This is a genomic window from Streptomyces sp. NPDC051963, from assembly GCF_044593495.1.
Taxonomy (GTDB): Bacteria; Actinomycetota; Actinomycetes; order Streptomycetales; family Streptomycetaceae; genus Streptomyces.
Genome location: NZ_JBIUCC010000006.1, coordinates 604,332 through 616,591, shown reverse-complemented (window position 1 = coordinate 616,591; position 12,260 = coordinate 604,332). Strand labels below are relative to the sequence as shown.

Sequence of the window (12,260 nt, the reverse complement as noted above, 5' to 3'; positions counted from 1 at the left end):
GAGGCATCATCGTCGGATCACATCACCTGATACTGGTAGAAAACGTAGGAAAGGGATGTGGTGGAAGACGACCGGGCTGCCCCACCAGCAACGGCATCGGCCGACCGCTTCGCCCTTGCGGAACGGGCCGTGGCCGCCATCGGCACGACTCTCGACGAACGCAAGACGGGCGCCGAACTGGCCGCCTTCCTCGCCGAGGTGCTCTGCGACGCCGCGGCCGTCGACCTCTTTCCGCAGGACCGGGAGCCCGACGCCCCGCAGGGCGCCCTGCGTCCCGTGGCGGCCGCTGGGCGCCGCGATCTGCTGGACGACCTGCGCAGGACTCCGCGCGGCGACGTCCTGGTCCGAGCCCTGGACGCTGGCCGCCCCCTCACCGCGTCGTTCACCCGGGCAGGCGGCAACCGGCTCGCCGCGCTGTCCGTGCCGCTCCTGGCCTGGGACCGGGTCTTCGGAGTGGTCCTCGCCGTGCGCACCGACCGTGTCTTCACCGACGACGAAGCGGCCGTGGCCCACTACGCCGCCCGCCTGGCCGCAGCCCATCTGCACCACGCAGCCGAACATCACGCGGCCCAGAAGACGGTCCTCAACCTCCAGGAGGTCCTGCTCCTCGCGCCCAGCCAGCCGCACCCGAACGTGGACATGGCCACCCGCTATCTCCCCCTCGGCAGCGGCGCCCTCGTGGGCGGCGACTGGTACGAGACCGTCCGTCTGCACTACGGCCGCACCCTCCTCGTCATCGGCGACGTCATGGGCCACGGTCTGGACGCCGCCGTCGACATGAACGCGTACCGTTCGATGCTGCGCTACGTCGCCTCCACCGACCTGCCACCCCATCGGATCCTGCGTCAGATGGACACCTCGATGTCGGAGGACAGCAACCGCCGTCCCGCGACCTGTCTGCTCGCCCTGCTGGACCCCGCGCGCGGGACCGCCGCCTTCTCCAGCGCGGGCCATCTGCCTCCCGCCGTCTTCCACCGGGACGGCACCGGCGAGCTGATCGACCTGCCCGTCGGCCCGCCCCTCGGCACCGGCCTCGCCGACTACCACTCGGCCACCGTGCCGCTCGGCACCGAGGACACCCTGCTGATGTTCACCGACGGACTCGTCGAACGCCGGGACGAGGACATCGACGCCTCCCTCGCCCGACTGGCCCACATCCACGTGCATTCCGACCTCGACGTCTCCCACCTCCTCGACGAGGTCCTCCAGCGCCTGGGCGCCGCGACGGCGGACGACGACGTCGCCGCCCTCGCGGCCCGCCTGCGACACCGGCCCAGGTGATCAAGTGATCGAGTGGTAGTCGGCCGGGCAGCGGCGTACCGTCGAATGGTGGCCGGAACCGGCCATTGACCCGCCGTACGGCGAAACTTCCATGACGAGCCCGCAGCCCGCACCCGAAGCGCGGGCCACCACCCGGCAAGAGGAAGAGGGCGGTGGCCGGGGCAGCGCGATGGCGCTTCTGGTCATCGCCTCCTGCCAGTTGATGGTGGTGCTCGACATCACCATCGTGAACATCGCGCTTCCCGAGATCCAGCGCGAGCTCGACTTCTCCACGACCAGCCTGTCCTGGGTGGTCAACGCCTACACGCTGACCTTCGGCGGACTGCTGCTGCTCGGCGGGCGGGCCGGGGACATCCTCGGCAGACGGCGTGTGTTCATCTTCGGCGTGCTGCTGTTCGCCCTCGCCTCGCTGCTGGGCGGACTGTCGCAGAACTCCGGCCAACTCCTCGCCGCCCGCGCCCTCCAGGGCGTCGGCGGCGCCATCGCGTCCCCGACCTCCCTGGCCCTGATCAGCACGACGTTCCGCGAAGGCCCCGAGCGCAACCGGGCGTTCGGTGTCTTCGCCGCGGTCTCCGCGGGCGGCGGCGCGATCGGGCTGCTGGCCGGCGGCATCCTGGTGGAGTGGCTCAACTGGCGCTGGGTGCTGTTCGTGAATGCGCCGATCGCGCTGCTCATCGTGCTGGCCACACCGCGCTGGATCCGGGAGTCCGAGCGCCACCCGGGGCACTTCGACCTGACCGGCGCACTCACCTCGACCGTCGGCATGGTCCTGCTGGTGTACGGGTTCATCCGGGCCGCCCAGGACGGCTGGCGGGACCCGCTCACCCTGGCCTCCTTCGGCGCGGCCGTGGTGATCCTGGTGCTGTTCATCTTCGTCGAGCGCCGCTCCAAGCAGCCCATCACGCCTCTGCACATGTTCGCCGACCGCAACCGGGCGGGCACCTACGGGATGATGCTGAGCCTTGCCGCCGCGATCTTCGGCATGTTCTTCTTCCTCACCCTCTTCGTCCAGAACGTGCTGGACTTCAGCCCGCTCCTGACCGGCCTGGCCTTCCTGCCGGTGAGCGCGGTCATCGCCGTGGGCGCGGGCCTGGCCTCCCAACTGCTGCCGAAGTACGGGCCGAAGCCGTTCATGGTGACGGGAGCGATCCTGGCCGCCGCGGGCCTCGCCTGGCTGACTCTGACCGATGTCCACTCCACCTACGCGGGCAGCATCCTGGGCCCGATCCTCGTCTTCAGCCTGGGCATGGGCATGGAGTTCGTGTCCCTGACCCTGATGGCCCTGTCGAACGTGCCCACCCAAGAGACCGGCGCCGCCTCCGGCCTCCTCAACGCCACCCAGCAGGTGGGCGGTTCCCTCGGGCTGTCCATCCTGGTCACGATGTTCGGCACGGCCAGCAACAACGAGGCGGACAAACAGATCCCGGACTTCCTCGCCCAGGCGACCCCGGCCGAGCGGCTGCGCTTCGAACGGACCGGTCAACTCCCGGCCCCGTGGGCCGACGAGATCCTCGCCTCCGGTGTCTCCGCCGCCTTCATCATGGCCGCGATCTTCACCGGTATCGCCGCGGTGATCGCCCTGCTGGTCATCCAGGTCCGCCCCTCCGACCTGGAACGCCTCAAGGGCGGGGTGGGCCCGGTGCCCTGAGGTGCGTCGCGCCCGGCCCGGCTTGCGGCTGACGGAACCGGGACGGCAGGGTTCGCTGTGTGGCCACTTTGCTGATCGTGCATCACACGCCGTCGCCGAACTGCCAGGCGCTGTTCGAGGCCGTCGTCTCCGGGGCGACGGCGCCGGAGATCGAGGGCGTCCGAGTCGTACGGAGGGCCGCGCTGTCCGCCACGGCATCCGATGTGCTCGCCGCGGACGGATACCTGCTCGGCACTCCCGCGAACCTCGGCTATATGTCCGGCGCGCTGAAGCATTTCTTCGACCAGGTGTACTACCCCTGCCTGGACGAGACGCAGGGCAGGCCGTTCGGGTACTACGTGCACGGCGGGAGCGATGTCACCGGAGCCGTCCGCGGCATCGAGTCGATCACGACGGGTCTGGGCTGGCGGCGGGCCGCTGAGCCGGTGACCGTGACCGGCACGCCGGACAAGGCCGACATCGGCGCGTGCTGGGAACTCGGCGCGACGATCGCCGCCGGACTGATGGGCTGAGAGTGGAGGGGCGCGGGTGACGCGCCCCTCCGGACGGTCAGACGATGCTGTGGACGAGCTGCGTGTTCAGCTCGTAACGGGCGCCCACGATGGCCAGTTGGCCGCCGGCGACCTTGGCCGCGAGGTCGGGTTCCGCGGCGAGCCGCGAGTGGATGAGCCGTACGTTGGCGTCGATCGTGGCGTCGACGCGGGCATCGCCCTCCACACTGCGGACGATGGCCGGCTTGATCTGGTCGGCCAGGTACTGGATATGGGCCGGCAGTTGCTCACCGGACTCGTCCGACTCGACGGCGGCCCGCACGGCGCCGCACGACTGGTGGCCGAGCACCATGACGAGTGGTATGCCGAGTTCGAGCACGCCGTACGCGACGCTGCCGAGCACCGCCTCGTCCAGCACCTCACCGCCCGACCGCACGGTCATCAGGTCGCCCAGGCCCTGGTCGAAGACCAGCTCCGGGGGCACGCGGGAGTCGATGCAGCCGAGTATGAGCGCGAAGGGATGCTGACCCGACGTCAGTTCCGTCCGTACTGCGGCCGTTTCGTCCGGGTGCTGTTCACGGAAGGTGCGCCAGCGCCGGTTTCCGGCGGCGAGCGCACGCAGGGCTTCTGCGGGAGTGCTGGGTCGCGGCCGGGCGGCGGCGGTGGGAGTGGCCGCGGAGGCGGTGGAGACGCCGGCGGACACGGCACCGAGGACAGCTGCCCCGGTCAGGCCGGCCCGCAGAAGTGCACGCCGGGCGGGTGTTGCGGAAGTCGGCTCGAAGCCGACGGAAGTGTGGGAAGTGACATCAGAGTTCACGGATCAGAACGTATGTGCGGGGTCGAATCCTGACTCTTTCGTTGCCGAATCATGGTCGAGCGTGACCGATTCATGATCGGATGCTGAACCGTCCTTGGGCATATCGAGGGCTGTGCATGACGCACCGAGGGGCGAGCCGGTGACCCGGCTCGCCCCTCATGCCGTACGGCCCGATCGGCTGGTGTCAGCAGTCCGGGACGCCCTCGATCTTCTCGCCGCCCCGGAGGTAGAGGTTGTTGACCCAGGCGATGTCGCTGCCGGCGAACTCCTGGACCGCGGTCCACCAGTTGTTCGTGCCGACGGCGGGATCGCTGACGGTCTGGCCCTGCTTCTGGCACACGCCGTCCAGCCAGTACTGCGAGCGGACCGCGAGCACGTTGGACGAGGTGTTCGTGTCCTCGCGCAGGTTGACGTTGGTCGCCCAGATGTAGACGTCGGTGAGCGTCGGGTCGCCGCCGTTCACCGCGGACGGGGCGGCCTGGGCCGTGCCGGCGAACGCCCCGGCGGCGAGCGTGGCCACGGCGAGCGCGGTGGCGGAGCGGCGTATGAGCTTGTTCATGTGAGGTTCCCCCGGTGGTGGGTGGTGTGGTGACAACGGGCCGGTATCCGCCCGTCGTGGTCGGTCAGCAGGTCGCGGAGGCGGGCAGATCGCCGTACTCGTTGCCCTTGAGGTAGACGGCGCTCACATAGCCCTCCACGAGCTTCACCCAGACGTTGTTGGTGTAGCCGTGGTCGCTGATGGTCTCGCCGCGCGTCCAGCAGTAGGCGCCGCGCGGCTGGTTCGCCGGGACACTGCCGACCTTGGCGGTCGTACTCGCCGGGCCCTGGCGGACGTTGACGGTCTCGTACGGGACGACGGCGTACGGCGCCGCCAGGACACGGTCGCCGCCCCGGTCCGCGTCGGAGGCCGCGACGGCGGTGGTGGCGGTGAGCGGGCCGAGCAGGGCGAGTGCCCCGGCGCCGACGAGTGCGGCCCTGGTGACGATGCGTGTGGTCATGGTGCTGTTCCCCCTGTGCTGAGATGTCGCCGGATGGCGGTGACGGACGGTGCGGGTGGCTCAGTACCAGCCCGTCTGGGCCAGGACATGGCCGTCGCAGACGAGCATCGCGTGCGAGACCCGACCGGCCAGGTTGTTGCCGATCTTCGTATAGGCGTAGTCGATGCCCGAGTCGACGGTCTCGGAGACCCACCCGTCGGCGCGCGCGGCTCCGGAGTTGGAACGCTCCAGCACGGCCGCGCAGTTGGCCCGCGAGTTCTCGATCCGGGCGAAGGAGCCGCAGCTGTCGGAGTAGAAGTACTTCAGCGCCATACCCTCGGCGTACTGGGTGGCGCCGACCTGACGGAACGTGCCCGAGCAGCCGGAGACGGTGGGGTACTGGCCCTCGCGGGCGTAGGCCCCGTAGTTGCCGCCCGAGTGCGGAGCGGCCTGTGCGGTGAACGGCGTGGTCAGTGCCAGCAGTGCGGCGGCACCTCCGGAAATGAGCAGCGTCCTGAGCGAACGGCGGCGCATGACCCCTCTTTCGTGTGTCGCGGTTTCGTGGCCGTACGGCCGGACGGTGACCGGCACTAGGGCCGGTCACCGCTTCGTTCGCGACCTTAGGGGCCGTCAGCGCGCCTGCGGCACCTGACAATTGTCAGGGAGGGGGAGGCCCCGCCGGGGCGTCCCGGCGGAGCCTTGTGCCGTCGTGCGGGTCAGGCTGTGTGCAGCGTCAGCCCGTAGCGGTTGAGGATCTCGTTGATGGGCTGGAACCACGTCTCCCCGCCGCCGGAGCAGTTGCCCCAGCCTCCCGAGGTGACCCCCTGTGCCTGGTCACCGCTGATGAACGAGCCGCCGGAGTCGCCCGGTTCGGCGCAGACGCTGGTCTTGGTCATCTGGTGCACGGCGCCCTGGCTGTAGTTGACGGTCTCGTTCATGGCCAGCACGGTGCCGCAGTGCCAGTGCGTGGTGGAGCCGGAGCGGCAGATGGAGCTGCCGACGGGCGCTACGGACGAGCCGCGCACCAGCTGGTCCGGGACCGTACCCCAGCCGAGGACCACCGGTACCGTCCACCAGCCGCTGCCGACGTTGACCCAGGCGTAGTCGTTGTCCGGGAACGAGGAGCCCTGGAAGTTGCCGATGTACGAGCCGTCCCAGCCGTTCACTCCGGCGCCCGCGCCGCTGCAGTGCCCGGCCGTGACGAAGCCGCCGTGCACCGAGAAGCCGATGGAGCACCGGACGTTGCCGGTGTAGTAGGGGTCGCCGCCGACGGTGCCCGCCGCGAAGGTCTCGGGCGCGTCCGGGACGGTCCGCACGGTGACCGGGCCGGTCGCGCGGGCTCGGGCGACGAAGCGCTGGACATCGTTGTCAGTCCGCTCGTCCTCGACCACGTTCACCACGACGGTGTTGGCGGTCGGATCGACATGCCAACTGCTCACGCCGGAGGGCGCGGACAGCCGGTCGACTCGTGCCTTCGCCGCGTCGAGCTGCCGCGCGCTGTGCTCGACGGTGCGCACGGTGGCGCCGGTCGCCTCGACGGCCCGTACGGTCGTGGCGGAGGCCTCGGACGTGACGGCCACGGTGAGCCGACCGCTCTTGGCGTCGAACCACGAACCGCCGTACGCGGCGCCGGCGGCCCGGCGTGCCGCGGGGGCGATGTCACCGGCGGCGCGCTCGGCCGCCAGTCGTGCTTCTGCCTGGTCCTTCGTCAGTCCGAAGTCCCGTTGCATCGCCTGAAGCAGTCCCGCGGAGGCCGGCGGTGCGTCAGGGGAGTCGCTTGCGGAGGCCGGGAGGGTTCCGGCGGCTGCCCAGCTGCCGAGCATGACCAAGGCGGCCACGCCGGCGCGCATGAGTCTGGTGCGTCTCATGGAAGTTGCCCTTCGTCGTTCCAACTAGGTGGGGTGGAACAACCGCAAACTGAGAGCGCTCTCACCAGGGTTGAGCAGAGCTTAGCCACGCCGGTCTATCAGGTCCATGCCAATGCGCGGGATTGTTCGGCGGGGAGGTGTCCGACGCTGCTCGTGATTTGCGAAACCGGCAATTTCGCTGTGCGGGAGGTGCGGTGTCGGCGGAGGCTTCCTGCGTGGGCCCGCCCACTTCACGAGCCCGCTCCATTTTCCGAGCCCGCCCCATGTCACGAGCCCGTATCCCGTGAGGAGACGCCATGAGCGACACCAGCCCCGTCACCCGGCCCGCCGCATTCTGGGAGGCCCGTTATCGCGACACCACCCGAGTGTGGAGCGGGCGCCCGAACGAGCTGCTCGTGCGTGAGGCGGCGGACCTCCGCCCGGGAAGCGCGCTCGACCTGGGGTGCGGTGAGGGCGGGGACGCGGTGTGGCTGGCATCGCGCGGCTGGCGTGTCACCGGGATCGACATCTCCGCCACCGCACTCGAACGTGCTGCCGAGCACGCTGTCGCGGCCGGCGTCGGCGACAGGATCGTCTGGGAGCGGCACGAACTGGGCGAGACCTTTCCGCAGGGACGCTTCGACCTGGTGAGCGCCCACTATCTCCAGTCCCCGGTGGGAATCGACCAGGAGGGCGTGCTGCGTCGGGCCGCGGAAGCGGTCGCCGCCGACGGCACCCTGCTGATCGTGATGCACGCCGCCTGGCCGTCATGGCAGACCGAACCGCCCTTCGACGCGGAGTTCCCCACGCTGGACGGCGTGCTTGCCCAACTCGCCCTGCCCGACGGAAGGTGGGCCGTCGAGACACGGGAGACGGTCCGCAGGCCGAGTGTCTCGCCCGACGGCATCGAGGGCCACCGGGACGACCACGTGTGGCGGATCCGACGCACCGGCGACTGACCGGGTCAACCCGCGGCAGCCGTTGCCTCCCGCCGGCATCCCACGAACAGATGCGGTTCGGGCGCGGCGTCGGGGAGCGCGGGCCTGAACATCACGCTCTCCTCGGTGAGGACGGCCAGGCCCGCGTCGGTCAGCATGGCGGTGAAGTCCTCGGCGGAGAAGCTGGTCGCGCGCACGGGCTGCCCCATGAAGACGGTCTCGACGTCCTCGACGTCGACCGGCACGGTGGCGAGCGCCATGTGTCCGCCGGGCTTGAGCGCTCGCACCAGACGCCGCACCAAGTCGGACTGCCTCCGCCGGGACATCTGCAACAGCGAGAAGTACACGCAGACGGCGTCGAACGCATCGTCATCGAGGGACACATCGTGGATGTCGGCACATCGGAAGGTGGCGTCGGGCACCTGCCGGGTCGCGAGGTCCACCATGACAGGGGAGACATCGATACCGAGGACGCCGTGTCCCGCCGCGGTGAGCGTCCCGGCGGTGGGCCGCCCCGTGCCGCTGCCCACGTCCAGCACGCGGCCGCCGGGTGAGAGACGGCCGAGCAGCCACTCCAGCGAGGCCCGATGCGCCTCGGAATGTGCGAAGGCCTTCTCGTACGTGGCCCCCAAGGCGTCGAACACCGCTACGGCCGGCGGCGGTTGGTCCTGTGCGGTCACCCTGCCCCCTTCGCTACGGGTGTGCCGGGGCATCGTCGCAGCAGGGTCGGACGGCACACAAGCGGCGGCGGGTGCGCTCCGCGCACCCGCCGCACCGTCAGCCGAGCTTTCCGAGGCGGGCGTCCTGCCACAGGTCCACGCCGCCGTCGCCCGCGTACTTGTCGATCTCCGCGAGTTCCTCGCTGCTGAAGTCGAGGTTCTCCAGCGCGGCGACGTTCTGGTCCAGCTGTTCGGTCCGGGACGCGCCGATGACGAGCGAGGTGACGCGCTCGTCGCGCAGCGCCCATGCCAGGGCCATCTGGGCCAGGGTCTGGCCGCGGCGGACGGCGATGTCGTTGAGGGCGCGCAGCCTGTGCAGCATGTCCTGGGACAGCCACGTGGTGTCGAACGACGTGCCCTGCGCGGCCCGCGAGTCCTCGGGAATGCCGTCGAGGTAGCGGCCGGTCAGCAGCCCCTGGGCGAGCGCCGTGAACCCGATGACCCCGAAGCCCTCCTCCTGCGCGGCGTCCAGCAGACCGTCGGTCTCGATCCAGCGGTTGACCATGCTGTACGACGGCTGGTGGATCAGGAGCGGGGTGCCCAGCTCCCGGAGGATGGCGGCCGCCTGCCGGGTGCGTTCGGCATCGTAGGAGGAGATGCCCACGTAGAGGGCCTTGCCCTGGCGCACCGCGGTGTCCAGGGCGCCCATCGTCTCCTCGAGCGGGGTGGTCGCGTCGAGTCGGTGGGAGTAGAAGATGTCCACGTACTCCAGCCCCGTGCGGCGCAGCGACTGGTCGAGCGAGGCGAGGACGTACTTGCGGGAGCCGCCGCCCTGACCGTAGGGCCCGGGCCACATGTCCCAGCCGGCCTTGGTGGAGATCACCAGCTCGTCCCGGTACGGGGCGAGGTCCCGCTGCATCAGACGGCCGAAGTTGATCTCCGCGGCCCCGTACGGCGGGCCGTAGTTGTTCGCCAGGTCGTGGTGCGTGATGCCGAGGTCGAAGGCGCGCAGAGCGATCTCGCGCTGGGTGTCGAACGCGCGGTCGTCCCCGAAGTTGTGCCAGTAGCCCAGGGACAGCAGGGGCAGGTCGAGTCCCGAGCGTCCGGTGCGCCGGTAGCGCATGGTGCCGTTGTAGCGCTCGGGATTCGCGATGTGGTTCATCGGGTGGTCTCCGGGTGGTGCGGTGAGGAGCGTCCCGTCGGAATCGCGGGGACATGCACACCCTGCTCCTGCGTGATCGTGAAGTCCAACAGCGCGCCGTCATGCCATTCAGCGGTCGTATTTCTGAATCGGCTCGGGAGGCCCCGGTGCCGTGTGCGCCCCGGTGTGCTTCCCGAGCACCCTGAGAAGTTTCCATGAATCTGTGAGGGGTTTGAACACACGAGGGCCTAGGTCCGTATGGGGCGAGGGGATTCCATGCAGAGCAGACCATCAGGCGTAGGAGTACTTCCTTGACTCGGACCTCGCGCAGACGACCAACGGGCAAGCGGCGCGCGACCTTTGCAGCGGTCGCCTTGATGTTGGGCGGAGGGGGACTGATAGCCGCGAACGTCTACGCGTCGGCGACCGAGGACGGCGCCACGCAGAGCGGGAACGACCAGGTCCTGGCCTCAGGAGCCGCCACGATCGACTGCCCTGACGTGGGCAGCCGGCTGACGACGGTGCCGGACGCGGCGCGGACGGACGTCGACCGCGACCTCGCCGTCCTCGATCAGCAGATCACGGATGCCTACCAGCGTCTGCGGGAGGCCCAGGCCGCGCAGCAGGACGTAGGCTCCGTCGACGACGCGATCATGAATCCGCTGAAGGAGGACAGGGCCGGCACGATCGAGGGCATCGCGCAGGCCATCGACGCCGCCGGGGACCGCCCCGAAGGAATCGAGGATCTGGCGGCCTGCGAACTGCGCGCCCCCGAGGCCCAGGTCGAGAACGGCGACCAGAACGGCCAGGACCAGGCGGGCGGCGACGACGGTCAGACGGGCGAGGACCAAGGACAGGAACAGCAGGGCGACCAGGGCGGGGACGACCAGCCCGCCGGCAACGGCCCTGTGGCCGGGGACTACGCGGACATCACCACCGTCCAGCCCAACGTGCAGAACCCGGCTCTCCAGAAGAACGCCTCCCGCGGCACCTTCGCCACCAGCTGCGGCGTCAACGAGAACGGCCTGTTCAACTCGGACAACGTGATCGTCGCCCCGGGTGTCAGCAACGGCGCGCACCACTTCCACGACTATGTCGGCAATCAGTCCAACGACGCCTTCGCCAGCGACGACGACCTGGCCGCCGCCGACACCAGCTGCACGGACCAGGGCGACAAGTCCACGTACTACTGGCCCGTCGTGCGCCTGCAGAACGGCACCCAGGAGCAGGACGCGAACTCTCCGGGCGGCGGCATCGAGGGGAACGCCGGCGAGATCGTCACGCCCAAGCAGGTGACGCTGACGTTCGTGGGCAGCCCGCAGGGCGAGGTCACGGCCATGCCGCGGTTCCTGCGCATCATCACCGGTGACGCCAAGGCATTCGTCAACGGCACCGCCAACGCCAACGCCTCGTGGAGCTGCACCGGGTTCGAGGACCGGCAGCTGAAGGACAAGTACCCGCTCTGCCCGCAGGGCAGTGACGTGGTGCGCACCTTCAAGTTCCAGAGCTGCTGGGACGGCCAGAACATCGACAGCGCCAACCACCGTACCCACGTGGCGTTCGCGAACGCCGAAGGCGTCTGCCCCGAGGGGTTCGAGGCCATCCCGCAGCTGGTCCAGCGCATCGTCTACGACATCGACGCGCCGAGCCTCGACGACGGCGGCAGCACGACCCCGTTGTTCGCAGTGGACTCCTTCCCGGAGCAGCTGCACAAGCCGGTCACGGACCACGGGGACTTCATCAACGTCTTCGACGAGAACCTGATGAACGAGATGGTGGGCTGCATCAACGGCGGCAAGCAGTGTGGTGCAGGAGTTGACCCGGGTGACGGTGACGGCTCGGGTCCGGGCGAGGAGACCGAGCAGCCGACGCCGCCCGCGGAGGAGCCGGAGCAGTCGACTCCGCCTGCCGAGGAGCCGGAGCAGTCGACTCCGCCCGCCGAGGAGCCCGAGCAGTCCGCGCCGCCCGCCGAGGAGCCGTCCGGCGGCAACGACGAGGCCACTCCCGACGACCCGGGGAACGGCCAGCAGACCGAGGAGCCCCCGGCCGAGAATCCGGGCACGGGGCCGGAGGACGGCGCCGGGAACCCCTCGGAGCCGGCGGAGGAACCCGAGGTCTACGCCACACCGACCTCCGAACAGTCCGACGCGGCCGCCCCGGCCCAGGGCGACGGAGGACAGGACGAGGAGATCGGGTCCGCGGCAACCGAGGAGCCGGTCGCGAACGACGACGGGTCCGACCAGCAGGCGTCACAGACCGAACCGCAGGGCGTCGGCGGCGGACTCGCCGACACCGGCGCGCAGTTGTGGCCGGCCGCGGCCGGGGCGGTCCTCGTGTTCTGCGGTCTGCTGCTGTTGCGCCGCATCGGACGCGGCTCGGCCTGACACCGACAGCGCCCACGGGTAAGTGAACGGCGGCCGGACCTGCGAGGCAGGTCCGGCCGCCGTTCTTGTCCCGGCGC

The 12,260-nt window shown here is 70.1% G+C and carries 12 protein-coding genes; 5 read left to right on the top strand and 7 right to left on the bottom strand.

The features are described 5' to 3' along the window. The first annotated feature begins 57 nt into the window (after window positions 1-57). From ACIHFB_RS27290 to ACIHFB_RS27280, 3 genes are all read left to right on the top strand, one after another. Window positions 58-1,281, top strand: coding sequence for a PP2C family protein-serine/threonine phosphatase (locus ACIHFB_RS27290; protein ID WP_365282831.1), 1,224 nt, complete (start codon window positions 58-60; stop codon window positions 1,279-1,281). 169 nt (window positions 1,282-1,450) lie between these two features. Beyond that, entirely contained in the window at window positions 1,451-2,929 is a 1,479-nt protein-coding gene (locus tag ACIHFB_RS27285) for an MFS transporter (protein WP_400128291.1), read from the top strand. Between the two features lie 59 nt (window positions 2,930-2,988). After that, window positions 2,989-3,441, top strand: coding sequence for an NAD(P)H-dependent oxidoreductase (locus ACIHFB_RS27280; RefSeq protein ID WP_365282832.1), 453 nt, complete (start codon window positions 2,989-2,991; stop codon window positions 3,439-3,441). Window positions 3,442-3,478: 37 nt separating this feature from the next. On the opposite strand, the gene ACIHFB_RS27275 is transcribed toward ACIHFB_RS27280, so the two are convergent. From ACIHFB_RS27275 to ACIHFB_RS27255, 5 genes are all read right to left on the bottom strand, one after another. Next, the gene (locus tag ACIHFB_RS27275; protein ID WP_400128191.1) at window positions 3,479-4,237 is read right to left on the bottom strand and encodes a carbonic anhydrase; all 759 of its coding nucleotides are present in this window, start codon (window positions 4,235-4,237) and stop codon (window positions 3,479-3,481) included. 184 nt (window positions 4,238-4,421) lie between these two features. Then, window positions 4,422-4,796: a peptidase M23 gene (locus tag ACIHFB_RS27270; protein WP_365282833.1), complete on the bottom strand. Its 375-nt coding sequence runs from the start codon at window positions 4,794-4,796 to the stop codon at window positions 4,422-4,424. A gap of 64 nt (window positions 4,797-4,860) precedes the next feature. Continuing rightward, window positions 4,861-5,235, bottom strand: coding sequence for an SH3 domain-containing protein (locus ACIHFB_RS27265; RefSeq protein ID WP_365282834.1), 375 nt, complete (start codon window positions 5,233-5,235; stop codon window positions 4,861-4,863). A 60-nt stretch (window positions 5,236-5,295) separates the two neighbouring features. Continuing rightward, a complete protein-coding gene (locus ACIHFB_RS27260; protein WP_365282835.1) occupies window positions 5,296-5,748 on the bottom strand; it encodes a hypothetical protein in 453 nt (150 codons plus the stop codon). A gap of 182 nt (window positions 5,749-5,930) precedes the next feature. Beyond that, window positions 5,931-7,082, bottom strand: a complete 1,152-nt coding sequence (locus tag ACIHFB_RS27255) for a S1 family peptidase (protein WP_400128190.1) — start codon at window positions 7,080-7,082, stop codon at window positions 5,931-5,933. A 296-nt stretch (window positions 7,083-7,378) separates the two neighbouring features. Here ACIHFB_RS27255 and ACIHFB_RS27250 point away from each other — a divergent pair, with 296 nt between their 5' ends. Continuing rightward, window positions 7,379-8,020, top strand: coding sequence for a class I SAM-dependent methyltransferase (locus ACIHFB_RS27250; RefSeq protein WP_400128189.1), 642 nt, complete (start codon window positions 7,379-7,381; stop codon window positions 8,018-8,020). 5 nt (window positions 8,021-8,025) lie between these two features. On the opposite strand, the gene ACIHFB_RS27245 is transcribed toward ACIHFB_RS27250, so the two are convergent. Continuing rightward, window positions 8,026-8,712, bottom strand: a complete 687-nt coding sequence (locus tag ACIHFB_RS27245) for a class I SAM-dependent methyltransferase (RefSeq protein WP_400128188.1) — start codon at window positions 8,710-8,712, stop codon at window positions 8,026-8,028. A gap of 64 nt (window positions 8,713-8,776) precedes the next feature. Further along, window positions 8,777-9,820 carry an L-glyceraldehyde 3-phosphate reductase gene (mgrA, locus tag ACIHFB_RS27240; RefSeq protein ID WP_400128187.1) on the bottom strand — a complete coding sequence of 348 codons (1,044 nt, stop codon included), beginning with the start codon at window positions 9,818-9,820 and terminating at the stop codon, window positions 8,777-8,779. 356 nt (window positions 9,821-10,176) lie between these two features. Between mgrA and ACIHFB_RS27235 the strand changes: the two genes are divergently transcribed. Next, complete coding sequence (locus ACIHFB_RS27235) at window positions 10,177-12,183, top strand: DUF1996 domain-containing protein (protein WP_400128186.1); 2,007 nt, start codon at window positions 10,177-10,179, stop codon at window positions 12,181-12,183. The last annotated feature ends 77 nt before the right edge of the window (window positions 12,184-12,260 follow it).

Coding starts and splice junctions, on each gene's coding strand:
- ACIHFB_RS27285 (WP_400128291.1), top strand. CDS start 1,451: ATGGCGCTTCTGGTCATCGCCTCCTGCCAGTTGATGGTGGTGCTCGAC.
- ACIHFB_RS27270 (WP_365282833.1), bottom strand. CDS start 4,796: ATGAACAAGCTCATACGCCGCTCCGCCACCGCGCTCGCCGTGGCCACG.
- ACIHFB_RS27265 (WP_365282834.1), bottom strand. CDS start 5,235: ATGACCACACGCATCGTCACCAGGGCCGCACTCGTCGGCGCCGGGGCA.
- ACIHFB_RS27260 (WP_365282835.1), bottom strand. CDS start 5,748: ATGCGCCGCCGTTCGCTCAGGACGCTGCTCATTTCCGGAGGTGCCGCC.
- ACIHFB_RS27255 (WP_400128190.1), bottom strand. CDS start 7,082: ATGAGACGCACCAGACTCATGCGCGCCGGCGTGGCCGCCTTGGTCATG.
- ACIHFB_RS27250 (WP_400128189.1), top strand. CDS start 7,379: ATGAGCGACACCAGCCCCGTCACCCGGCCCGCCGCATTCTGGGAGGCC.
- ACIHFB_RS27245 (WP_400128188.1), bottom strand. CDS start 8,712: ATGCCCCGGCACACCCGTAGCGAAGGGGGCAGGGTGACCGCACAGGAC.
- mgrA (WP_400128187.1), bottom strand. CDS start 9,820: ATGAACCACATCGCGAATCCCGAGCGCTACAACGGCACCATGCGCTAC.
- ACIHFB_RS27235 (WP_400128186.1), top strand. CDS start 10,177: ATGTTGGGCGGAGGGGGACTGATAGCCGCGAACGTCTACGCGTCGGCG.